We start from the raw sequence: 24,880 nt of genomic DNA, 5'->3' as shown, positions 1-24,880 counted from the left end.
TATGTGCCAAGATTGCGGATGTTCATTAACGGATCACTCAAACCTTCATACGAATCCACAGCTTAATGACACCAAAACATTATCTGTTATTCATAAAATCTTAGATAAGAACGATCACGAAGCGCAACATAATCGACAGCACTTTGAAGCGAATAAAGTGACAGCTTTCAATCTCATGAGTAGTCCAGGGAGCGGTAAAACAACCCTACTTGAGCACTTACATAAATACTTACCTAAAAAATATGCGGTGATCGAAGGCGATCTTGAAACCTCAAGGGACGCTGACAGATTAATAGCTAAAGGAATTGAGGCATACCAAGTTCAAACGGGTTCGGCATGTCATTTAGACGCTTTCATGGTGCATCAAGCATTACACCATATCGATCTAAAGCCTATCGATGTTTGTTTTGTAGAAAATGTCGGTAATTTGGTGTGTCCCGCCAGTTATGATGTAGGTACCCACCACAACATCGTCTTATTATCTGTACCTGAAGGTGATGACAAAATTGAAAAATACCCCGTCATGTTCCGCCGAGCAGATCTAGTCCTGATAACTAAAATGGATTTAGTAGAGCACTTTAACTTTTCCTTAGTTGAGTGTCGTAAACAACTCGAAAAATTAAACCCTAATGTCACTTTAATGCCTGTTTCAGTAAAAGATCAACAGTCGATTACGGCTGTGGCTCAGTGGATCCTTAAACATCAAGAGGAATTGTAATATGTGCTTATCTGTTCCTTCACAAGTGACTGAATTACATGATGATGCAAGCGTAACCGTTAATACATTAGGTGTTAAGCGACGTGTCAGTGCTCATTTAATGACGGAACCATTAGCAATTGGAGATTTTGTTCTTATCCATATTGGTTTCGTGATGAATAAAATTGATGAAACAGAAGCCAACTTAAGTTTAGCACTCTACAAAGAGATAGTTGAAAAGCTAGCCCTTGAGGAGCAAGCCTAATGAAACTCTCTGATTTATACCAGCAGTTCAGAAACCCTGAAACTATAAGAGCTTTGTCGCAATCGATAAAAAAAATCGCAAGTAAAATCGAAACGGATATTAATATCATGGAAGTTTGTGGGGGGCATACTCATACGATAATGAAATATGGTTTGAACCAACTACTACCTGCAAACATCAAATTTATTCACGGCCCTGGTTGTCCTGTTTGTATTATGCCAAAAGAGCGAATAGACCACGCCGCTGCCCTTGCCCAGTTACCCAATACGATTTTACTGACATTAGGTGACATGATTAGAGTACCAGGGTCTAAGGGGAACCTGGCTAAATTTCGGGCTAAAGGCGCAGATATTAGACCGCTTTATGATCCCTTAGATGCGATCACGATTGCCAAAGAGAATCCGAATAAAAAAGTCATTTTCTTTGCTATTGGTTTTGAAACATCTACCCCTATGACTGCAGTATTAATTGATCAAGCAGAGAAACAAAACATTGAAAACCTTTTGTTTCACATCAACCATGTGCTTGTTCCACCCGCCATTGACACTGTCATGGCTGATACAAAGTGTAAGGTTAATGCTTTTATCGGACCTGCTCATGTCAGTGTCATTAGTGGCGCTAAAGTATATCGACCTGCAGTAAAGCAATATCAAACACCGCTTGTTGTATCAGGGTTTGAACCAGTTGATGTTATGGAATCAATTTTACGTATCGTTAAACAAAAACATGCCCAAATTGCTGAGCTGGATATTCAATATAGCCGAGCAGTGACTGAAGACGGCAATCTTGCAGCTCAACAGTTAATCAACAAATATTTGACCTTACGAGACAGTTTTAGGTGGCGAGGACTAGGCCCCATTCCCAATTCGGCTTTACGTCTTAAAGATGAATTTTCCCATCGCGATGCTGAAATTATTTATTCAACAGTGCTGCCTACAGAAGAAATCAACGATCATAAAGCATGTCAATGTGGTGATATTTTACGGGGCATAGCTAATCCACCTGATTGCAAAGTATTTGGGCGTGGCTGTACTCCTGAAACTCCATTAGGTAGCTGTATGGTGAGCTCTGAAGGCGCTTGTAATGCTTATTATCGATATGCTGGGGTATCTCATGCTTAATAAAAAGTTCGAACAAATACAACTTAGTCATGGCGGTGGTGGCAAAGAAATGAATGCATTGATTAACGATATGTTCTTTACTGCGTTTGCGAATCCAATTCTGACATCTCAAGAAGACTCAGCTCAGTTACAACTATCAGGCACAACGGCTTTTACTACTGATTCTTTTACTGTCGACCCTTTATTTTTTGCTGGTGGCAATATTGGAAAACTAGCCATAGCTGGAACAGTGAATGATCTTGCCATGATGGGCGCACTGCCTGAATATTTAAGTTGTAGTTTTATTATTGAAGAAGGTTTTGCCATAAAGGATCTGCAAACCATTGTGACCAGCATGGCTGAAGAAATGCAGCAAAGTGGCGCTCATATTGTTTGCGGTGACACCAAAGTCGTCCCTAAAGGCTGCGCCGATGGCATATTCATCAATACCTCTGGTGTCGGCAAAATTATCAAACAAGGCATATCAGTCAACAATCTTCAAAATGATGATGTGATCATTGTTTCAAGGGATATTGGACGCCACGGTGCTGCAATACTCATGGCCCGTGACAGCTTGTCTTTAGAATCAGATTTAACCAGTGATTGTGCAAGTCTGTGGCCTATTGTTGAGCAACTTATCACAGCAAATATTGACATTCATGCAATGAGAGATGCAACCCGTGGTGGCTTATCTGCAGTATTAAATGAATGGGCAATGGCATCTAATGTTGGCATTAGTGTCGATGAAAAATTGATTCCTGTTTCGACCGAAGTGCAAGGTTTATGTGAGCTATATGGTTTTGAACCCTATGATTTAGCCAATGAGGGGACGTTCATCATGGCATTGCCACGAGCCGCAGCAGATAAAGCATTAGAAGTCATGACCCAGTATTGTCATTGCGATCAGGCCAGTATTATTGGTTATGTCACAGACGCGCACAATGGCAAAGTCATTTTAAACACCCCATGGGGAAGCAGTCGATACTTAGACATTCCTCAAGGTGAATTATTGCCAAGGATTTGCTAATGCATGAATACTCCATCGTCATGTCACTATTGGAACAAATTGAGCAGTTAGCCAAAGATAACCAGGCCACCAGTATTGTGAGGGTTGATATTAAAGTGGGCGTTCTTAGTGGTGTTGAGCCTGATTTACTTCAGCGTGCATTTGATACTTTTAAACTGGAAACAATTTGTAAGTCAGCCTTTCTTAACATCAAGCTACAGCCCTTAATAATTAAATGTAGGCAATGTGATAAAGAAACAACGCTTGAACAACGAAATGTTATCTGCCCTTTATGTATGAGTCATAACACTCAAGTGGTTGAAGGTGAAGAAATGATGTTGATGCAATTAGAGATGAATACGTAATAAAACAAACTAGGTACTTAGAATCAATTCTTACAAAAGGAAATTAATAATGAACACTAAATTAATTGCTCTATTATTCGCGACTGCACCGACGGCTGTTTTTGCCCATGAAGGTCATGGTGGTATGGGCTTATTTCATCATTTATATGAACTAGCACCTGCCATTACACTGGTTGCAATCGTAGCATTTGTTATTTATCAAAAAACTAAATAAATAACGATAGATATCTCTCGAAGAGCTCTAGATACAGGGCTCTCTCGTTTTAAAGTAGGTTATTTTTTTGCCCCATCTTTGAAGCAAACTTGTGTTTATTACATTGTAAAATTGAGATACACACAAACTGCAAACGCTTATGTCGAATCGTATTAATCTCCTATCGCTTTTTTTATTCCAACTTTGAACATAAAACAATCAGAGTCATGTCCATTTATGCAAAGCAATGTAAAGCTATGTCACTTTTTACTAATTAATAAAATAATGGGTTATGTTTAATCATGAAGTTTATACAGTTTAATCGAAGCTAATTAAGACATATTCAAGGAAGCGTGATGCCAGAAGAATTTCTAGATGAACCTTTTACTGTAAGTGAAGCTGCAGACTTCATTTCAACTAAAAATGCCATTTCACAAAATAATGCCGTGATTGCAGTAAATCGTTTTGGTCTCGGCGCAAAACCTAACGAATTAACGCATGCGGAAAAAGATCCGCAAGCCTTTTTGATTAATCAATTAGTCATACCTAAGTTTTTACCCACTCAATATAGTTCTGATTCTATAATGCAGCTTTTAGCAGACTATCAAAAACAGAAACAACGAGATAGAAAAGCGGTTGAAACGAGCACTGTAGGTATAAATATACCCATAGAAACTGCTAACAGTATGTCTATTGATACAAGTATGGCTAACTCAGATGCGACAGACAATGTCAAGGCTGCTCCTCTAAAGCCGAAAAACAAACCGCCATTTAGAAAAGCTTTTATTGAATTAACCACCAGTAGTTTACAGAGCGCAATTGACTCACCGAACTCCCTGAATTGGCGGCTATTACAATTCTTTTCTAATCACTTCAGCGTTACAGCTCAAGGGCCTTTCATGACAGGACTAGCACCGACGCTAGAACGTGAGGCTATCGCGCCTAATCTATTAGGCTCGTTTGAAGATATGTTGCTTGCTGTTACAGCCCATCCTGCAATGATTAAATATTTAAATAATGAAAAGTCTTTTGGCGCTAATTCAAAATTAGGTAGAAGAGGCAAAGGTTTAAATGAAAATCTCGCCCGTGAAATCCTTGAATTACATTCCTTAGGGGTAAATAGCGGCTATTCACAAACTGATGTGATTGAACTAGCAAAAGGCATTAGTGGATGGAGTATTGCTAACCCAAAACGAGACAAACAAACCGGGTTTATGTTTCGCTCAAATGGCCATGAATCAGGCACAAGAAAGTTACTTGGCAAACAGTACCCTCAATCCGGTATTGAACAAGGGCAAACCATGCTGGTAGATATAGCAAGGCATCCTCAAACTGCAAAACATCTTTGCTATAAGTTAGCCAAACACTTTATTGCAGATAAACCTTCCGCGTCATTACAAAATCAATTAGTGAAAACCTGGATTCGCACTAACGGGAATATCAAACAAGTGATGATCACCATGATTAGCTCAACAGAGGCATGGCAACCTATACGGCAGAAGTTTAAAACACCCACAGAGTTTGTTATCTCAGCTTATCGAGCATTTGATATTTCTGTGCCTAAAGGTCGAAAAATGATTCAGTTACTCACGGAGTTAGGTCAGCAGCCTTTTAAAGCTAATTCTCCAGCAGGCTTTAGTGACGATGAGAAAGATTGGAATGGAGCCAATGCGCTTATGACCAAAATTAACTGGTCGGTGAGATTAGCGGAGAGACAACGTAAACAAATGGCAGCAGATTTGATTGTAAATACTTTTGGTCAAACCATGACAGAGTCATCTTATAAGACCATTACCCGAGCTGAAAGTCGCGATCAAGCACTTGCATTACTGCTATTGAGTCCTGAATTTTTAAGGAGATAACATGGAACGTCGCGAATTTATCAAAGGACTCGGTGCCAGTTTAGTGATGTTAAGTAGTGGAGTATCGACATCAGCACTAGCAACCGATATCAAAACCAATAAAAAGAATCTAGTTTGGGTCATGCTTAGAGGCGCTTTAGACCCATTGCACACTGTAGTTCCGATAAAAGACGACAACTTACTCACGTTACGGCCTACTCTAGCTAAGAGCGTGATGAAAAGTGCCTTAGCATTAGATAACCAGTTTGGGCTTAATCCCGCTTTAACTCATTTACATAAATGGTACTTAGACAAGCAATTACTGCCTATTGTCGCTGTATCATCAGGTTATGAAAGTCGCTCACATTTTGATGGTCAAGATTACCTCGAAAGCGGCGGTAATTTAAATAACTTAGATTCTGGATGGTTAGCGAGATCTTTAAGTGGTCTTTCTAATTCTGCTATAAGTACGAGTAAATATAGTAAACAAACTTCATCAGCGATTGCCATTGCCAATAGTACGCCAATTAGCTTACGTGGAAGCAACGCTGTTAACACCTGGTACCCAGCAAATATCAAAGCTGCAGATGACGATATTTATCGTCAATTAAATAACTTATATCAAGATGATAAAAGTTTACTGCAGAATTTAACCGATGGGTTAGCACTTCAAGACACTGCCATGATTGATGATAGTAAAAAAACCAGTCGCAAATTTATCGAGTTAGCAAAAGCATGTGGTAATTTCTTAGTAAAGAGTGATGACATTGATTGTGCCATGTTGGAAATGGGTGGCTTTGATACTCACAATAATCAGCATAAGCGTTTATTGAAACAGTTAACTGAATTAGACAGTGGCTTAGCAGCCTTAAAGTCCTCTTTGGGTTCTCAATGGGATGACACTGTTGTGATTGTAGCGACAGAGTTCGGTCGCACCGTAAAAGAAAATGGCACTCAAGGAACCGATCACGGTACAGGCAGTGCAATGTTCATTGCTGGTGGCCAGGTAAAAGGCGGTAAAGTATTAGGTGATTGGCCGGGTCTTCAAACTGAGCAACTATTTAAACAACGTGATTTACAGCCAACAACTAATAGTTTTAGTTGGATAGCCAGTATATTGAAGCAACATTGGCAGTTAAGCGATGACGCCATCGCAAAAGTCCTTCCCTTACATAAGCCATATAGTAATCAAATAATGATGTAAAAATATGAGATAAGTTTTCAATCCCTACTTACATACCAAGAGCAAAATACTAAAAAGCCTGACTATCATATTAAATAGTCAGGCTTTTTTACCATTCACTTCAAAGCCAAATCTTTATGAAGTGGCTTTAATGATGTTAACTCTAAGCTTTAAGCGCTGCATCAATCATAACTTGTGCTTGACTGATTATTTCAGCAAGGTGATCTTCACTTATGAAGCTCTCTGCATATATTTTAAATAGCGCTTCGGTGCCAGATGGACGCGCCGCAAACCAACCATTTTCAGTCGTCACTTTAATACCGCCAATTGCCGCATTGTTACCAGGCGCATGTGACAAAATAGCAGTAATAGTTTCACCTGCAAGCTCTTTGTCAGTAAAACTGTCGGAAGATAGTTTTTCAAACTTGGCTTTTTTCTTCAAGCTGATCGGGCTATCGATGCGAGTGTAAAAACTTTCACCAAACTGTTCAGTAAGTTCGACATAACGCTGCGCGGGTGTTTTACCGGTTACGGCCAAAATTTCAGCGGCAAGTAAGGCTAAAATAAAGCCATCTTTATCGGTACACCAAGTGCTACCATCTTTATTTAAAAATGCAGCGCCTGCACTTTCTTCACCACCAAATGCAATTGTGCTATTTGCCAAGCCGTCAACAAACCATTTAAAACCAACTGGCACTTCTAAACATTGACGATTATGAGACTGACAAATTCTGTCAATAATCGCACTTGATACTAATGTTTTACCAATGGCTAAATCTGCAGACCAACCTTGGCGATATGTCAGCAAATAATCAATTGCTACAGCTAAGTAATGATTAGGGTTCATTAATCCAAAACCAGGACACACGATTCCGTGACGGTCGTAATCTGGATCATTACCCACACAAACATCATAACTCTCACTATGAGCTAACAGACCCGCCATCGCATAAGGGGATGAACAATCCATGCGGATTTTGCCATCTTTATCCAATGTCATGAAACCAAATGACGGATCAACTTTTTCATTAACTAAGGTAATATCTAAACCATGTTGCTTAGCAATATGTTCCCAGTAATAAATACCTGAACCACCTAATGGGTCAACACCAATACGTATTTTAGCTTTAGCAATGGCTTCTAAATCAATCACACTAGATAGCGCATTGACGTAAGGCGCAATGAAATCAACCTCATCAATCCAACCTGAATCGAGTGCAACGCCATAATTAACTTTCTGCACACCAGATAGCTGTTTAGCTAAATATTGATTCGCCTTTGCTTCAATTTGTTTGGTGATGTCAGCTTCCGCTGGACCGCCATGGGGAGGATTGTATTTTATACCGCCATCTTGTGGCGGATTATGTGAAGGGGTAATAATTAACCCATCAGTTAATTCCCCACCATTTGCATTAGCTGCAATAATGGCTTGAGATACAACGGGTGTAGGGGTGAATCCATCGTCTTTTTGAACTTTCACAGCAACTTGATTAGCTGTCAATACTTCAAGTACTGACATATAAGCTGCGTAAGACAATGCATGAGTATCAAAACCAACAACCATAGGCCCTTTTATGCCCGCTTGTTGACGGTAATCAACTACGGCTTGAGTGATTGCCCAAATGTGGTTTTGGTTAAAACTCGACTTTAACGCACTGCCGCGATGTCCAGATGTACCGAAAGTGACTTTCTGTTGCACATCTTCAACGTTGGGGGTGATACGATAATAATAACTCATCAATTTTGGCAAATTGATCAAATCCGTTTGTAACGCCACCTTTCCTGCTCTATTGTGAATCGCCACCCATGTTCTCCCTATTTAGATTTTAAATTCTTTCTGAAATCGATTGTGCCAGTTCTTCATTACAACCTAATTGCAATAACACTTCTGATAAAATAGTGCGCTTTTTAGCGGTGTTATTATTGGTTGTCACCCAGTAACCGCTCTCGCCAATTTCTTTTGGATTAGCTGATTGACTTGCTGATAATAACTCAGCCTTAGAACGTGCAAAATAAAGACGGCCGCGTCCTTGGATTTTTAAGATTTGTTCGAATGTCTTAGGTGTTAATGCAGACAATGATTCCAACAAGAACATAAATCGCCCTACTGCACCTTTTTGTTGAGCAAGCATATGTTCATGCACAACATCTTTAAAATCGACATCAACATGTTCACTAGCGTCTATGATGTTTTCAGCTTCAGCAACTGGAACTTTCTCTTCTTTAACTTGAACGTTAGCAACTTGATTGTTTGTAACCGGCTTTATTTCAATGGCGTCATTGGTAGATTCTAAACTAGGGTGACTAATAGCAAGAGGCTCTGCAGGTTCAGATGTTTCAACAGAAAGGTCTAACAATCGGCGTAATATATCTGATGCGCTTTCACCGATACGTTCCGTTTTGCTTGCAATATAACGATAGAGTTCTTCGTCTATCTCAATATATTTCATATTAGTCTGCTTCCTTTGGTCTTAAAAAACGAATGCCGCCTAATGCTGTTAATCTTTTTTGTGCACTTCTTTTAACAAGATGCTGAATAATGGCGGCTAAAGGATCGATTTTGATCGATCAAATTAATCATTACAGTCTACCCATCTGTCGCTGTAGGTTAAAGAGCTAAAGTCACTAAATCGTTCATAATTAGTCAATTTCATTAAATCAATTTGCTGGTGGATTGTTTAATGAACATTTGTTTCAAGAAAAAATCACATCAAGTGTTGAAATTTAAGTTAATTTACAGGCAAAATCACCGCCTAAATGATCGTAACAACGGATAAATACTCAATGCATTTTGTTTCATCAGGCGAAGGCCAAGCAGTAATTTTAATTCATGGCTTATTTGGTAATTCAGACAATCTCAAAAACCTAGCCAGTGCATTAGAACAAAACTACCAAGTCATTCGTGTTGATTTGCCTAATCATGGCAATAGTGAGCATTGGCATTCTATGGATTATCCAAGCCTAGCTCAGGAATGTGTTGATCTTTTACAGCAATTAAAAATATCTGAGGCGCATTTTGTCGGTCATTCCATGGGAGGGAAAGTGGCCATGGCGTTAGCTTTATTGCACCCTGAAATGGTCACGAGTTTGGTCGTTGCTGATATTGCCCCTGTCGCATACAGCCCACGCCATCAAAAAGTATTTGCCGGATTAACAAGTTTACCGTTAGCAAATGTTACTTCACGAAAATTTGCTTTAGATCATCTCACTCACGCAGATATTGATCTTGGTACGGCACAATTTTTACTTAAAAATTTACAGAAAACCGATAATGGTTTTGAATGGAAAATGAACCTAGAAGGTTTAATCGAAAATTACCCACATATTATTGGTTGGGACATGCCTGATGCTGTATATCCAAAACCATGTTTTTTCATTCGGGGTGGTGACTCTGAATATGTATTGGCGGAACATACAAGCGCCATTATGAAACAGTTTCCACAAGTAAGCGCAAAAACAATCAATGGCACAGGCCATTGGTTACATGCACAAAAACCTGAAATATTTAATCGTTTAGTGGTTGAATTTATTGATAAGCATCAAAGTTAACTAGCATAAGGCTCAGATAGGTCGGCATCTGTGTAAATTTAAAAAAATGAACTCTGCAGATATAGCCCACGTATCATCATTGTGGTATATTCCCGCCCTCTTTTAGCCTTAAAGTAAAACTGAAGGTAAAAACATGTTGAATCAATACATGGATCAGATTGAGACTCTCGGTCTAAACTTGTTTTTTGCTTTAATTTTTTTCTTTATCGGCATGGCGATTCACGATGTACTCAAACAAGGCAAAGTGCCTAAGTTTGGTCGATATATCGTTTGGTTAGTATTATTCCTTGGCTGTGCCGGGTTTGTAGCAAAAGGTATTATTCAGATGACCTGGGAAGGCTCAGGCATCGGTTAAACAAAACGATGGCAAAAGAATCAACAGACAGAACAACGATTGACCTGTTTGCTTCTGAAAAACGTCGTGGACGTCCAAGAAGCAATCCCTTAAGTCGGGAACAACAGTTAAAAATCAATAAGCGTAATCAGATCCAACGGGATCGCGCTAATGGATTAAAACGAATAGAGTTAAAGGTGTCACAAGTTTTGTATGACGCCTTGAACGAACAAGCATTGGCCAGTAACATCAGCCGTAGCCAGTTAATCGAATTAATCCTGCAACAACAAATCGACAACTGAACCATATTTTATAATTCGCAAAGCGAACTAGATATTTAAAGGATAGCAAATGGCAACTGTAGGTCTTTTTTTCGGTAGTGACACTGGTAATACCGAGGCTGTAGCCAAAATGATCCAGAAGAAACTGGGTAAGCAAATGGTTGATGTGAAAGACATCGCCAAGAGCACTAAAGAACAAATCGCTGAATTCGATTTAATTTTATTCGGTATTCCAACTTGGTATTACGGTGAAGCACAATGTGATTGGGATGACTTTTTCCCAGAACTTGAGCAAGTAGACTTTACTGACAAGTTAGTCGCGATCTTCGGTTGTGGTGACCAAGAAGATTATGCTGAATACTTCCTTGATGCTATGGGCATGGTTGGTGACATCGTTTCTGCACGTGGTGGCATTATCATTGGTAACTGGCCAACTGAAGGTTATGATTTTGAAGCTTCTAAAGGCTTAGTCGATGATAAGCATTTTATTGGTTTAGGTATCGATGAAGATCGTCAACCTGAATTAACAGAAGAGCGTGTAGACGCTTGGGTTAAACAAATTTACGAAGAAATGTGCTTAGCAGAGTTAGAAGACTAACCACATATCTCATCAGTTATCGGATATCAGTTCGATAGCTTAAATAAAAAAAGCGGCATTAGCCGCTTTTTTTGAATCTAGTTTTTGAATCTAGCTTTTGAATCTAGTTTTTAAATTTAATTGTAGAAGCCGGTTATTTTAAGTTGCTTATTTAAGTTGCTTATTTAAGTCAATTTTTAAATTCGATATTAGAATTAATTTTTACAATCCATAACACCTAATTGCTAGAAAGAGCCAATGGCAGCAAGTTTACAAACTACAACTTCAGTACAAAGGAAACGCTATATGACAAGCTTGAGTGATTCATTTACTCAAAACCAAGCAACACACTGGGATATCTTTTGTGCTGTGGTTGATAACTATGGTGATATTGGTGTTACTTGGCGTCTAGCAAAACAGTTAGCAGCTGAATATCAAATTGACATTAACTTGTGGGTCGATGACTTACAAAGCTTCTCACATATTTTACCAGAGCTAGATTGTGAACTCTCAAAGCAGCGCTTTTTTGGTGTGAATATTTTGCAATGGAACTCCCCTCTAGATATACCTTACATTCCTGGCTCACTATTAATAGAAGCTTTTGCCTGTGAATTGCCCTCATCAGTAATCGACATAATTGAGTCACAACATAAAGCGCATCAGACAATTGAGCCAAATAGTAGTTTAGCAAATAATGTCAGTAAACCACCTGTATGGATAAACCTTGAATACCTTTCGGCTGAAGATTGGGTTGATGGATGCCATGGCCTGCCCTCAATGCAAGCAAGCGGCATTAAAAAATATTTCTATTTCCCAGGATTTAGTCATCACAGTGGTGGATTAATCTGTGAAGAAAATTTATTTAACCAACGTGATAGCTGGCAATCGGATGACAAAAATAAACTAGCCCTGTTTAAGCGGCTTGGTTTAACTGGTATTGATGTAAACGATTACGTTATTAGCGTTTTTAGTTATGAAACTGACGCGCTAACCGCTTTATGCCAGTATTGGATTAATGCAGCTCAGTCTGAAGTTAACACCCAAAAGATACATGCCTTAATTCCCATGGGTAAGAGTCTGCATAGTATTATCAGTTTATTAGGTGTGTCGTTCGACACTATAAAAGCAACCCAGCGATTCTCTATGGGTAATTTAACCATACATATATTGCCCATGACAGATCAGACTGAATTTGATCGCCTTTTATGGAGCTGCGATTTTAATATCGTTCGCGGTGAGGACTCATTTTTAAGGGCGCAATGGGCAGCAAAACCATTTATTTGGCACATATACCCACAAGAAGATGATTATCATCTAGTAAAATTACAGGCTTTTGTTAATATCTACAGCCTGAAACTTGAAAATGATATCGCAAATATTTGGTCTAAAACCAATTTTGCTTTTAATCAGCAAGATACCAATGTCGTTGAACATTGGCAGCAACTCATTTCAGCACAATTGCCACTGCAGCAGCATGCTAAAGATTGGCCGGTTGATGCAAAAAAGGATGCAGATCTCGCTTCACGACTGGTTGAATTTGTGAAAACCAGCTAAGATACTGCGCAATTAAAAATTAATACCTAAAAATAGGAATAAAGTAATGAAAACTGCTCATGAACTCCGTCCTGGTAACGTGATCATGTTAGATGGCAGCCCATGGGTTGTTCAGAAAACTGAAACAACTCGCTCTGGCCGTAACGCTGCAATCGTTAAAATGAAGCTTAAGCATGTTCTACAAGATTCAACCACTGAAACCACCTTCAAAGGTGATGACAAGATGGAAGATATCATCCTAGAACGTTTAGCATGTACTTATTCTTACTACGCTGATCCAATGTACGTATTCATGGATGCTGAGTACAATCAATATGATGTTGAAGCTGATAACTTAGGTGATGCAGCTGCTTATATCGTTGACGGTATGGAAGAAGAGTGTTCAGTAACTTTCTACGAAGGTAAAGCTATCTCTGTTGAGTTACCAGTTACAATCGTACGTGAAGTGACTTACACAGAACCAGCTGCTCGTGGTGATACTTCAGGTAAAGTAATGAAGCCTGCGACTATTACTGGTGGCGGTACTGTTACTGTTGCTGAATTCGTAAAGATTGGCGATATGATTGAAATTGATACTCGTACAAACGAATTCAAAAAGCGCGTTTAATCCACGCTTTTTAGATCTAGATTACGATATGTATAAAAAGCCAGCTCATGCTGGCTTTTTTTATTGTTTTTAATTGGTTAAAGCCAATTTGAGTTCATAAGAGACAATATCTATCCAACAGCCCTTTCGAAGATTAATAAACTACCGAATTACGAACATACAGAATTAAACTTCGTTGCAAGTATTAATAAAACATCACTACAGAATAAAACGCTGATTATTGCAAAAAACCTTATAAAAAAACCTTTAAACTAAAGGTTAAATTCGTTATTGTTCGCAGACTTAAGTCGTAATTAGTAATGTTGAGGCAAGTATGCGCCCTATAATCAAATCCAATAAACTCGATAGCGTATGCTATGACATCCGTGGCCCTGTACATAAAGAAGCGCGTCGTCTTGAAGATGAAGGACATCGAATCTTAAAGCTTAACATTGGTAACCCGGCCCCATTTGGATTTGAAGCCCCTGAAGAAATTGTCCGTGATGTTATTTTAAACTTACCCAGTGCTCAAGGTTACTGCGAATCAAAAGGGTTATTCTCAGCTCGTAAGGCCATTGTGCAACATTATCAAGCTCAAGGTATACACGGTATCGACATTGAAGATGTGTATATCGGCAACGGCGCATCAGAACTTATCTGCATGGCATTACAGGGCTTGCTGAATACTGACGATGAAGTACTTATTCCTTCGCCTGATTATCCATTATGGACAGCTGCTGCAAACCTAGCAGGTGGTAAAGCAGTTCATTATCGCTGTGACGAAGAGTCAGATTGGTTCCCAGACTTAGAAGACATCAAAAGTAAAATCACCTCCCGTACTCGCGGTATTGTGATCATTAATCCAAATAACCCCACTGGTGCGGTATACAGTAAAGAGTTGTTATTAGATGTGATCGAACTTTGTCGCCAACATGACATCATTTTATTTGCCGATGAAATTTACGACAAAATTTTATACGATGACGCAGTACACACCCATGCGGCGTCGCTTTCAGACGATATTTTAACGGTTACTTTTAACGGCCTTTCAAAAGCATATCGCGCCGCAGGTTTCAGAGTTGGCTGGATGGTACTGAGCGGAAATTTAAAGTCTGCTGCTAATTACATTGAAGGGTTAGATATGTTGGCCTCAATGCGTTTATGCTCGAATGTGCCCAATCAACATGCCATTCAAACTGCATTAGGCGGTTATCAGAGTATTAATGAGTTAATACTGCCAAATGGGCGCTTAACAGCACAACGAGATGTATGTTTTGATGCGCTTAATAGTATTCCTGGAGTCAGTGTTAAAAAACCCAAAGGCGCCTTGTATGCATTCCCTAAGTTAGATATGAAAAAATTTAACTTACGCGATGATGAACGATTAGTACTCGATCTATTGAAATCACAAAAGATTTTATTAGTACAAGGAACGGCTTTTAACTGGCCAGAACCAGATCATGTTCGAGTGGTGTTCTTACCACATAAAGAAGACTTATCTAAGGCGCTCACCGACTTTGGGAACTTTTTAGAAGATTATTCCCAGTAAACCACAGATATTAAGTTGGTAGTACAACCCATTAAACCAAAAGCCACTCAGTTCTCTAAGTGGCTTTTTGTTGTCATATGCGCTTAATTTTATTCTTGAGGCGTTATAAACTGCAATCGTTAATCATTACAAAAGCGGACTAAATAGATAAAAGACTTGCTCAATAAAACGTTTATACATAGGACGTTGCTGCCACTCTTCATCGGTTAAAATATCTGAGTCATCCATATAGGCTTGTACAAGTTGCCCTAACCTTGCGGCGAATTTGACATCATCCACAGCTAAGGTTAATTCAAAGTTTAGCCATAAGCTGCGCATGTCCATATTCACAGTACCAATTAAGCAGTGCTCCTCATCTATCAGCACTGACTTGGTATGTAATAAACCACCATTAAATTGGTGAATCGTCACTCCAGCTGCTAATAACTCTGTAAAAAAGGAGCTGCTAGCCCATTTCACCATAGTAGAATCATTTTTACGTGGAATGATGATGTTAACATCCACTCCCCGCAATGAAGCTGTCACTAGCGCATCTAGCAATTGCTCGCTGGGAACAAAGTAAGGAGTAGTAATAATAATTTTATGCTCTGCTTGATACAGACTTTGCAATAATACTTGATGAATAACTTCTTCCGGCATCCCAGGTCCTGACGGAATAGCCTGAACTAAAGAGGATGTATCTGTACAATGTGCCTCTGGCGGCATGTCCGGTAAAATTCGCTCATTAGTTTCAACTTCCCAGTCCCAAGCACTTACGGTATTCATAACCGGCACAACTGGGCCAGTAATTCTAACCATAATGTCAATCCACTCACCTACACCATCAGATTGTTTAAAGCATTTGGGATCAACTAAATTCATAGAGCCGGTATAACCAACCGTGTTATCTATAACCACTATTTTACGGTGCAAGCGTAAATCCATTCTTCTAAAAAACATTCTTAGTGGGCTAACTTTCAATGCGGCAACAACATTAATCCCAGCATTTCTCATTTTTGAAGGCCAAGATGATTTGAAAAACAAACGACTACCCGCAGCATCTAATAGTAGCTTAACTGAAACACCTCTGTTTGATGCATTGATGAGTGCTATAGCGACCTCATCTGCTAGTCCTCCAGGATGCCAAATATAAAACTCCATATCGATAAGAGTTTCGGCATGATTAATATCACTAATAATCGAGTTCAGTATTTGCTCAGGTGTTTGTTGCAGCACTAATTCGTTTGCTGTTAACGAAGGAATATTTAATTGCACATCACATAATTTACTTATCGAACTCGCATAATCACTTTGACGCTCAGGTTGATGTGCGTTGTGCTGATATAAAGCTGAAAACCAATCAGCATAAGGTTTATACATGGCTTTAGAGCGGCTAGAACGCGCTTTACCAAGGTGTAATTCACCAAATAATAAGTAAGCAATAACCCCCACAAAAGGCAGGAAATAAATAATCAATAACCACGAAAAAGAAACCCCAACACTTCTGCGTTTAATCACAATGCGCGTTGCAACACCGCCCAGAATTAACCAATAAAGGAAAACACCAAGCACGGCAATTATTTGGGTTATTTGATCCATAGGTATTTGATTCGCCCTAAGCTTTATAGTGAATTTGTTATAAATTAATAGTAAAGTTTGATTGTACTGAATATTCGATCAAACGTCATAAATAGCGTAGCTTTATAGGTGCTATCCTATTTAAAGTGCTAATAAACATCACAATAATAAGGTCTTTATTATTAAACGTGTCATATATCCTTTATTGTTCATCATCATAACCGGCACCTTGTTGTCTTATATGTATGTAATTTCGACGTTTAATGGTCAACCGGAGATAATGATGAGTGAACAGCCGCCTTTTTTTGTATCTCAGTGCTCTAGTCAGTCTTCTAAATCTGCCCCGATCGATAGACAAGGCAAACTAAACGTTGCTGTTTGGAATATTTATAAACAGCAAAAAATTGATTGGCAGCCTGTACTAACAGAATTAACCCAACAAAACGACTTAGTATTACTTCAAGAAGCGAAGCTAAACAGTACCTTTGTTCAATATCTTGATGACCATCAGTTTCATGTATTGATGGCTAAAGGCTTCAAGTTAATGAATGTGCCAATGGGGGTCATGAATCTATCGACACAACCGGCTAATGAAGCCTGCGCCTATCAAACAACCGAGCCACTCATTCGTTTTGCTAAATCAACCTTAGTCAGCCGTTACCCGCTCTCATCAGGTGAACAGCTATTAGTCATTAATTTACATGGTGTGAATTTTGATGTGCGATTAAGTAGTTTTGAAGCCCAGTTCAAACAAATTCTGCATAAGGTAACAATGCATCGAGGGCCGGTGATTTTAGCTGGGGATTTCAATACATGGCGTGAAGGTCGGATGAATATTGTCACACAGTTAGCACAAGGTTTACGACTAGAAGAAGCCCATTACAAAGTCGACTTTAGAAAACGCGTATTCGGGCTACCTTTAGATCACTTATATTATCGTGGTTTGCATTTAACGGGTGCTAATTCAGATAAAACCACAGCATCTGATCATAATCCGATACAAACTCAGTTCGAATTACGTTAAGCCTCTACTCGCAACTTAAAATACTTTAAAGCAAATCAGCCGCGACTCATCACAGGTAAAACGATAAAAATCCTGTTCACGGTCTTGCTTGCCAGCAAACACCATCATGGCTTTTTTATCTGTACCTTTCACTAACTCTCTTATTTGGGTTAGCCTTTGTGTAAAATTATTAAGGACTGTTTTACTCCATTCTGTAGTATTGATTTCGACAAAATAGGGGCGTAAATTCTTTTTCTTACCATCACTTTCTTGCCACCAACCAGCTGACAGTTTCACAATAATCTGATCATCAATAATTTCTGGTTTCTCCCAGGACAAGCTACTAAAAAAGACCTTTGTCTCCGGTTTCTCAGATTGAAAACGAAATTTTTGTTTACCTATCGGGTTTTGTATTTTCTGAAAAACCTGCTGATATTGATGACCACTAATCCCAACAAACGTTAGCTCACGATCGCGATCGAAGGGAAAATTAAAATATTGGTCCACTAAGGTTTGAAAAGAACTGGTCACATAGTTTTGCTTGCTGTTACCTCGACTGACATTATCAAATTGTTTTTTAATCACACCATGCTGTGCTTGTATATCACTAGCTGAACTTTTGTCCGTTTTAACTGATTTAGCAGCCGTTAAATTGAAACGATTGGGATAGGCTAATGGAAAGCATTCATCAGTTGAAATCCTAGCGGTTTTAGCTTGTTCACGTATTTTAGAGGTTGCTTTAGCATAACAACCAACAAGGTGTTCGCTGTTTTTACCTGTTTTAAAGTAGGGTTTACGCAGATTAACTGCTTTTTTGTATGAACATGGTATTAAACTAACCCCGCACTCGTCACATACAAACTGATAAGATTTAACGTCGTCGATTAAATACAAATCTTCATTTGTGACAGTCTTTTGTAATTCAACACAACGGGCATCATCCATCTTAGTACTCTATATATATTCCAATAACTAAGAGTAAAGCTATGCAGATATGAGATCAAATTATAGTGTTAATTTATTGAATAAAAACAAATTGATTATCTGGCAGTTCGACCGCAACTACAGTAATGTTATAACTATATGAGGATAACCATCTTCCGTATTCAGCGAGTCACACTCTCTAGGGGACGCATATGAAATCAAGTACATTTATGGCATGGATCACCCGTATGCCTTTACTCGAACGCTGGGCTTTAATGCACTGCTTCCAAAAAGAAAACGTGTCAGAGCACTGCCATCAAGTCGCAGTCATTGCACATTTATTGGTTGTCATCAAAAACAAACGGTTTAATGGTAATTTGAACCCTGAAAAAGCCGCCACTATTGCCCTTTATCATGAAGTTTCAGAAACCAAACTCCAAGATATCAATTCAAATACCAAGTATCACAGCCCTGAATTTACTAAAGCCTTTAAAAAGTTAGAAGATTTAGCAGAGAAAGAATGTTTAGCCTCGCTGCCTGAAGATTTAAGAGAAGAGATGGAACCTTTACTGGTCCAGTCTGAGGTTGATCCTGAATACAAAGCCATCGTAAAAGCAGCAGATATATTGCAGGCATACGTTAAAACCATGAATGAGCTTAGGTTTAACAATGACGAATTTCATCACGTCAAAGACAACTTAGATAAAAAACTTAACGAAATACAGCAGCAGCTACCCGAAGTAAAATGCTTTATCGATATCTTTTTAGACAGTTGCACATCAACCTTAGATAAACTGACTGAAAATGATCCACATATTTAAAACCTTGTTACTTTAGCGATAACCCTTCTAACGTAATGAGCTGATGTATTAATTCACTTGATAACAGGAATGACAATGTCAGATACGATTTCATATAAACAACCTGATACCAATGAACCCCATAATCCTTGGCATGATAGACGCTTGGGTGAAGATAAGTTAAGACGCAACGATCATCGCAGCCCTTTTCAACGTGACCGAGCACGAATTTTACATTCAGCTGCATTTAGAAGATTACAAGCAAAAACCCAAGTTCACGGCATCGGCATGAACGATTTCTTCCGAACCAGATTGACTCATTCACTTGAAGTATCGCAAATAGGAACAGGGATCGCTGCGCAACTAAAACGAAAACACCCCCATGTTAACGATTTACTCGATTCAATGAGTTTGATTGAATCCTTGTGTTTAGCCCATGATATTGGCCACCCACCTTTTGGCCACGGTGGAGAAGTCGCGCTCAACTACATGATGCGAAACCATGGAGGCTTTGAAGGAAACGGGCAAACCTTTCGTATCTTGGCAAGGCTTGAGCCCTACACCCAATATTGGGGAATGAACCTCTCTAGACGTACGCTGTTAGGGATCCTTAAATACCCTGCTCTATACAGTCAATTACATGTAGATCTTGGTACTGAAGAAATTAAAAGCCATCGTCAGCTTAAACCGTCACAATGGCCACCGGTTAAAAGTTTATTCGATGATGATAAAGACATTTATGATTGGGTGTTAGCAGGTTTATCTGTTAAAGACAGAAACCGTTTTGTGAGTTCAAAACCCAGTAAAACCGACACTTACCCGCATAATAGAACTCAATATAAATCATTTGATTGTTCCATCATGGAATTAGCTGATGATATCGCTTACGCAGTACACGATCTAGAAGACGCTATCGTCATGGGAATTGTCTCCCCTGCGCAGTGGCAACAAGACGTCGCAAGTCACTTATCTCAAAGTGAAGACGAATGGCTTAGCAACGAATTTAAAACGATTGCAGACAAGCTATTTTCACCGCATCATCACTTAAGAAAAGATGCCATTGGCACGTTAGTGAATGGTTTTGTAACTGATATCATTGTTGTCGAAGATACTCAATTTGAAGAACCTTTATTGAGATACAATGCCAAACTTCAGCCAGCATTCGCAGATGCGTTAAATACATTAAAACAGTTCGTGTTTAAGTATGTTATCCGTAAACCAGAAATACAAATGCTAGAGTACAAAGGCCAACAAATTGTCATGGAGCTGTTTGAAGCATTTGAATCAGATCCTTTAAGGTTATTGCCGCTTAATACCCAGGAGCGTTGGCAACATGCTAAAGATAATAATTTAAATGAAATGCGCGTTATCGCTGATTATATATCCGGTATGACCGATGAATTTGCAGGACGATTACATCAACAACTTTTCGGTCCTAAATCAGCAGGAATTTTTGAAATTAGCCTAGAACGTTGATATTTTTCTGAATACACAACTAAACAGCAAAGTTATCAAAACTCATTTCACTTTTATGATTAGCCTATTCAACCAAGTTAGAAGTTGAATGGGCAGATCGGACTCTATCCATACACACTATCTCTTTCACGCTATTTCTTTCACACTACCTCTTTCACGCTACCTTTTGCACACTTCCTCTTGCTAAATATCATCTACTCACTATGCTAATTTTTCATTCTTAATGTTTGAGCCTTAATTTATAAAGAAACTTATACTTATACTTATACTTATACTTATACTTATATTGAAGCTTAAACAAGCAATTTGGCCAATGCTAATAGCTCTTATCTAATAGCCCTTATCTAATAGCCCTTATCTAATAGCCCTTATCTAATAGCCCTTATCTAATAGCCTTCAAGTAAACTTCAACTTTCAGTTGATTTGACTGTCATTAATCTTTAAACAACAACGTTTAGATTTACTATGTGATCTAGCCTTTATTTACAAACCAAACAACGTAATAAAATTACCAATAAGCATCATTTTGTGGGTTTGATCACGATAACTATGCCCCTAAAGAGGTAATTTTATAACAAGGATTAAGAATTCTTAGCTATAAACAAAATGATTTAAAGATATTTGAGAGTCGTTACCTAAAACTATTTAGTTAACTATTTTTAAAGGAAGTGATTATGACTGTCACCAACACTGAGCAACTTAACCAGTTAGTGGACCGCGTATCAAAAGCGCAAAAAGAGTTTGCTAATTTCAGCCAAGAACAGGTTGATAAAATCTTTAGAGCTGCAGCCCTCGCTGCAACTGATGCCCGTATTTCATTAGCCAAAATGGCAGCCAATGAAACCAATATGGGTTTGTTAGAAGACAAAGTAATTAAAAACCACTTTGCATCAGAGTATATTTATAACAAATATAAAGATGATAAAACCTGTGGCATCATTGCTGAAGACGTGACGTTCGGCACCATTACAATTGCCGAGCCTGTAGGCATTATATGCGGCATCGTACCAACAACCAACCCAACATCTACTGCAATCTTTAAAGCATTAATCAGCCTTAAAACACGTAACGGGATCATCTTCTCACCTCACCCTCGTGCAAAAGAGTCGACGACTACTGCAGCAAGAATCGTGCTTGAAGCTGCTATTGAAGCAGGTGCACCCAAAGATATTATCGGTTGGATTGATGAACCATCAGTGGCTTTATCAAATCAATTAATGACCCACGAGCAAATCAATCTAATTCTCGCAACTGGTGGCCCAGGTATGGTCAAAGCGGCTTATTCATCAGGAAAACCAGCCATTGGAGTTGGCGCTGGTAATACCCCTATCGTTATTGATGAAACAGCCGATATTAAGCGCGCAGTTAGCTCAATTTTAATGTCTAAAACCTTTGATTACGGCGTGGTTTGTGCGTCAGAGCAAGCTGTTGTAGTCGTTGATAGTATTTATGAGCAAGTAAAAGAAAGATTCGCCAGCCACGGCGGTTATATCTTGTCCGTTGCCGAAACAAAAGCGATGCAAGATGTGATCCTGAAAAATGGTAATTTAAATGCAGATATTGTCGGTCAAAGTGCATCAACCATTGCAGATATGGCGGGCATAGATGTACCAAGCTGGACCAAAGTACTTATCGGTGAAGTGACTGACATTAGTAATGCCGAAGCTTTTGCCCATGAAAAACTATCGCCTCTTTTAGGTATGTATCGCGCAACTGACTTTAATGATGCAATGGATAAAGCTGAAGCTTTAGTCACCCTAGGTGGTATTGGCCACACATCAGGTTTGTATACAGACCAAGACGGTCAAACCGAGCGTGTTAAAGCCTTTGGCTTTAGAATGAAAACAGCCCGCATTTTAATTAACACACCTGCGTCGCAAGGGGGTATTGGTGATTTATATAACTTTAAGTTAGCACCATCACTGACCTTAGGTTGTGGCTCTTGGGGTGGTAATTCTATCTCTGAAAATGTCGGACCGAGCCATTTAATTAATAAGAAAACCGTCGCTAAAAGGGCTGAGAATATGTTGTGGCATAAACTTCCTTCATCTATTTATTTTCGTCGCGGCAGCTTACCTATTGCACTGGAAGAGTTGGAAACTAAAAAGCGCGCCTTAATCGTTACCGACAAGTTCCTATTTAATAGTGGTTACTGTGATGAAACAATTAAAATACTTAAAGCACAGGGTTTAGAAACTGAAGTCTTTTACGAAGTCGAAGCAGATCCAACTTTAGCTATCGTCAAACAAGGCGCTAAAGTCGCACAAAGTTTTCAACCAGATGTGATCATTGCTTTGGGCGGTGGTTCGCCAATGGATGCTGCCAAAATCATTTGGGTGTTATATGAGCATCCAGATGTAGATTTTGCGGATTTAGCACTGCGCTTTATGGACATTCGTAAACGTATTTACAAATTCCCTAAGTTAGGTGTAAAAGCGCAAATGGTCGCGATACCAACTACGTCAGGAACAGGCTCAGAAGTAACTCCATTTGCGGTAGTCACAGATGAAGTTTCTGGTATGAAATACCCTATTGCCGATTATCAACTCACGCCTAACATTGCTATTGTCGATCCAAATTTAGTCATGGATATGCCAAAATCACTCACAGCATTTGGTGGTATCGATGCAGTCACACACGCACTTGAAGCTTATGTCAGTGTGATGGCTAATGAGTTTAGTGACGGGCAAGCTTTGCAGGCACTAGACTTACTGGTTGAATATTTACCAGCAGCATATGAACAAGGCGCAAATGCACCAGTGGCACGTGAAAAAGTCCATAATGGCGCAACTATCGCCGGTATTGCATTTGCAAATGCATTCCTTGGAATTTGTCACTCTATGGCACATAAACTAGGGGCAGAATTCCACCTAGCCCATGGTTTAGCAAACGCATTACTGATCAGTAATGTTATTAGATTTAACGCCACAGATATGCCAACAAAACAAGCATCATTTAGCCAATACGATCGCCCTAAAGCACTTTGTCGTTATGCGACCATAGCTGAACATTTAAAAATTGAAGGCGTCGACACTGCTGATACTGACAGTGAAAAAGTTGAGTTATTAATTGCTAAAATTGATCAATTAAAGTCTGTAGTAGGCATTCCTGCCTCTATTCAAGAAGCGGGTGTTAATGAGGCTGATTTCTTAGCAAAATTAGATGAATTAGCAGAACATGCTTTTGATGACCAATGTACTGGTGCTAACCCACGTTACCCATTAATCAAAGAGCTAAAACAGATTTTACTCGATAGCTTTTACGGTACAGAGTATCAAGATAAACAGGCATAGTTATAGTCAAAGTACTCAGTCTGAATAGATTCTGTTTTACTATTCAGCTTTCAATAATGAAACGCTAATCAATTGATTGGCGTTTTTTCATTTTTGACAGTTCATTTTATTAATCTAAACAATCACTGTTTATTGTTAATCCATTGCTGTTTTCTTGCCCTTCTGATTAACTAGTCAGCTAACACAACAATCATGTGGGTCTGAATGGAACGTCGTTTACTTCTAAAATCTGTATTAACTGGCAGTGCTATAATAACGGTTGCAGGCGCAACCACTTGGATTGCCATAGATACCGAAGAAGGTCCGTTAACTATTGAGTATACGTTGAAGCGCATTGCTGAAATGAAAAAGAATTTACTGAATTTACAGACAAACGATTCAAAAATTTTAACGACTGGTAATTGGGAACTTAGCCAGATTTTAAATCATTGTGCTCAAAGTGTTGAATACTCTATCAGTGGATACCCAGAGCATAAATCTGAGTTATTCAAAAAGACCCTCGGTAGCTTCGCGTTTTCAGCATTTGCCGCAAAAGGGAAAATGAGTCATAACCTGAGCGAAGCAATACCAGGCGCACCACTACTCACCCCTAAAGATATTGATGTGGCTTTAAATCGTCTGCAACTGTCATTAACTGACTTCCAGCAACACGCAGGTAAGCTGCAACCACACTTCGCTTATGGCGAATTAACGAAATCAGAATATGAATTAGCACATGTGATGCACTTTAATAACCATTTAAGTTAA

The 24,880-nt window shown here is 39.0% G+C and carries 24 protein-coding genes; 20 read left to right on the top strand and 4 right to left on the bottom strand.

Going from position 1 to position 24,880, the window contains the following annotated elements; genetic code table 11:
- Position 1 precedes the first annotated feature (1 nt).
- The 8 genes from hypB to L2737_RS15980 all read left to right on the top strand — a co-directional run bounded on the left by hypB (position 2) and on the right by L2737_RS15980 (position 6,671).
- A complete protein-coding gene (gene hypB, locus L2737_RS16015) occupies positions 2-718 on the top strand; it encodes a hydrogenase nickel incorporation protein HypB (protein WP_248956370.1) in 717 nt (238 codons plus the stop codon).
- Position 719: 1 nt separating this feature from the next.
- Positions 720-962, top strand: coding sequence for a HypC/HybG/HupF family hydrogenase formation chaperone (locus L2737_RS16010; protein WP_102527261.1), 243 nt, complete (start codon positions 720-722; stop codon positions 960-962).
- On the top strand, positions 962-2,083 hold the full coding sequence (gene hypD / locus L2737_RS16005; protein WP_248956368.1) for a hydrogenase formation protein HypD: 1,122 nt from the start codon (positions 962-964) through the stop codon (positions 2,081-2,083). The genes L2737_RS16010 and hypD overlap by 1 nt, the downstream gene beginning before the upstream one ends.
- Entirely contained in the window at positions 2,076-3,089 is a 1,014-nt protein-coding gene (hypE, locus tag L2737_RS16000) for a hydrogenase expression/formation protein HypE (RefSeq protein WP_248956444.1), read from the top strand. Before hypD ends, hypE begins: the two co-directional genes overlap by 8 nt.
- On the top strand, positions 3,089-3,433 hold the full coding sequence (gene hypA, locus L2737_RS15995; protein ID WP_248956367.1) for a hydrogenase maturation nickel metallochaperone HypA: 345 nt from the start codon (positions 3,089-3,091) through the stop codon (positions 3,431-3,433). Before hypE ends, hypA begins: the two co-directional genes overlap by 1 nt.
- A 49-nt stretch (positions 3,434-3,482) precedes the next feature.
- Positions 3,483-3,647, top strand: coding sequence for a hypothetical protein (locus L2737_RS15990; RefSeq protein WP_198589538.1), 165 nt, complete (start codon positions 3,483-3,485; stop codon positions 3,645-3,647).
- 335 nt (positions 3,648-3,982) lie between these two features.
- The gene (locus L2737_RS15985; protein WP_248956366.1) at positions 3,983-5,488 is read left to right on the top strand and encodes a DUF1800 domain-containing protein; all 1,506 of its coding nucleotides are present in this window, start codon (positions 3,983-3,985) and stop codon (positions 5,486-5,488) included.
- Between the two features lies 1 nt (position 5,489).
- The gene (locus tag L2737_RS15980; RefSeq protein ID WP_102527257.1) at positions 5,490-6,671 is read left to right on the top strand and encodes a DUF1501 domain-containing protein; all 1,182 of its coding nucleotides are present in this window, start codon (positions 5,490-5,492) and stop codon (positions 6,669-6,671) included.
- Between the two features lie 142 nt (positions 6,672-6,813).
- Here the strand turns inward: L2737_RS15980 and pgm are convergent, their stop codons facing one another.
- Complete coding sequence (pgm, locus tag L2737_RS15975) at positions 6,814-8,454, bottom strand: phosphoglucomutase (alpha-D-glucose-1,6-bisphosphate-dependent) (protein WP_248956365.1); 1,641 nt, start codon at positions 8,452-8,454, stop codon at positions 6,814-6,816.
- Positions 8,455-8,476: 22 nt separating this feature from the next.
- Positions 8,477-9,100: a replication initiation negative regulator SeqA gene (gene seqA / locus L2737_RS15970; protein ID WP_248956364.1), complete on the bottom strand. Its 624-nt coding sequence runs from the start codon at positions 9,098-9,100 to the stop codon at positions 8,477-8,479.
- A gap of 334 nt (positions 9,101-9,434) precedes the next feature.
- Here seqA and L2737_RS15965 point away from each other — a divergent pair, with 334 nt between their 5' ends.
- The 7 genes from L2737_RS15965 to L2737_RS15935 all read left to right on the top strand — a co-directional run bounded on the left by L2737_RS15965 (position 9,435) and on the right by L2737_RS15935 (position 15,080).
- Positions 9,435-10,199 (top strand): alpha/beta fold hydrolase, encoded by a 765-nt coding sequence (locus tag L2737_RS15965; RefSeq protein WP_248956442.1) that lies wholly within the window; start codon positions 9,435-9,437, stop codon positions 10,197-10,199.
- A 133-nt stretch (positions 10,200-10,332) separates the two neighbouring features.
- Complete coding sequence (locus tag L2737_RS15960) at positions 10,333-10,554, top strand: DUF2788 domain-containing protein (protein WP_102527253.1); 222 nt, start codon at positions 10,333-10,335, stop codon at positions 10,552-10,554.
- 8 nt (positions 10,555-10,562) lie between these two features.
- Positions 10,563-10,835: a LexA regulated protein gene (gene ybfE, locus L2737_RS15955; RefSeq protein ID WP_055023987.1), complete on the top strand. Its 273-nt coding sequence runs from the start codon at positions 10,563-10,565 to the stop codon at positions 10,833-10,835.
- Between the two features lie 49 nt (positions 10,836-10,884).
- Positions 10,885-11,412, top strand: a complete 528-nt coding sequence (gene fldA / locus L2737_RS15950; protein ID WP_102527252.1) for a flavodoxin FldA — start codon at positions 10,885-10,887, stop codon at positions 11,410-11,412.
- 285 nt (positions 11,413-11,697) lie between these two features.
- Positions 11,698-12,945 (top strand): elongation factor P maturation arginine rhamnosyltransferase EarP, encoded by a 1,248-nt coding sequence (gene earP, locus L2737_RS15945; protein WP_248956363.1) that lies wholly within the window; start codon positions 11,698-11,700, stop codon positions 12,943-12,945.
- 46 nt (positions 12,946-12,991) lie between these two features.
- Entirely contained in the window at positions 12,992-13,552 is a 561-nt protein-coding gene (gene efp, locus L2737_RS15940; RefSeq protein ID WP_102527250.1) for an elongation factor P, read from the top strand.
- Positions 13,553-13,865: 313 nt separating this feature from the next.
- Positions 13,866-15,080 (top strand): pyridoxal phosphate-dependent aminotransferase, encoded by a 1,215-nt coding sequence (locus L2737_RS15935; protein WP_229368604.1) that lies wholly within the window; start codon positions 13,866-13,868, stop codon positions 15,078-15,080.
- A 126-nt stretch (positions 15,081-15,206) separates the two neighbouring features.
- Here L2737_RS15935 and cls read toward each other — a convergent pair whose 3' ends face one another.
- Complete coding sequence (cls, locus tag L2737_RS15930) at positions 15,207-16,658, bottom strand: cardiolipin synthase (protein ID WP_248956362.1); 1,452 nt, start codon at positions 16,656-16,658, stop codon at positions 15,207-15,209.
- A 157-nt stretch (positions 16,659-16,815) separates the two neighbouring features.
- Between cls and L2737_RS15925 the strand changes: the two genes are divergently transcribed.
- Positions 16,816-17,661: an endonuclease/exonuclease/phosphatase family protein gene (locus L2737_RS15925; protein ID WP_346349199.1), complete on the top strand. Its 846-nt coding sequence runs from the start codon at positions 16,816-16,818 to the stop codon at positions 17,659-17,661.
- A gap of 15 nt (positions 17,662-17,676) precedes the next feature.
- On the opposite strand, the gene L2737_RS15920 is transcribed toward L2737_RS15925, so the two are convergent.
- A complete protein-coding gene (locus L2737_RS15920; RefSeq protein ID WP_248956360.1) occupies positions 17,677-18,585 on the bottom strand; it encodes a hypothetical protein in 909 nt (302 codons plus the stop codon).
- A 191-nt stretch (positions 18,586-18,776) separates the two neighbouring features.
- On the opposite strand from L2737_RS15920, the gene yfbR reads away from it, so the two are divergent.
- The 4 genes from yfbR (at position 18,777) to L2737_RS15900 (ending at position 24,880) form a co-directional block, all read left to right on the top strand.
- The gene (gene yfbR / locus L2737_RS15915) at positions 18,777-19,385 is read left to right on the top strand and encodes a 5'-deoxynucleotidase (RefSeq protein ID WP_248956359.1); all 609 of its coding nucleotides are present in this window, start codon (positions 18,777-18,779) and stop codon (positions 19,383-19,385) included.
- Between the two features lie 75 nt (positions 19,386-19,460).
- Positions 19,461-20,840 (top strand): anti-phage deoxyguanosine triphosphatase, encoded by a 1,380-nt coding sequence (locus tag L2737_RS15910; RefSeq protein ID WP_248956358.1) that lies wholly within the window; start codon positions 19,461-19,463, stop codon positions 20,838-20,840.
- 674 nt (positions 20,841-21,514) lie between these two features.
- Positions 21,515-24,133: a bifunctional acetaldehyde-CoA/alcohol dehydrogenase gene (gene adhE / locus L2737_RS15905; protein ID WP_248956357.1), complete on the top strand. Its 2,619-nt coding sequence runs from the start codon at positions 21,515-21,517 to the stop codon at positions 24,131-24,133.
- 204 nt (positions 24,134-24,337) lie between these two features.
- A complete protein-coding gene (locus L2737_RS15900; protein ID WP_248956356.1) occupies positions 24,338-24,880 on the top strand; it encodes a DUF1569 domain-containing protein in 543 nt (180 codons plus the stop codon).

Source organism: Shewanella electrodiphila (assembly GCF_023283985.1).
Classification (GTDB): domain Bacteria; phylum Pseudomonadota; class Gammaproteobacteria; order Enterobacterales; family Shewanellaceae; genus Shewanella; species Shewanella electrodiphila.
This window is presented reverse-complemented; position numbering and strand designations above follow the sequence as displayed.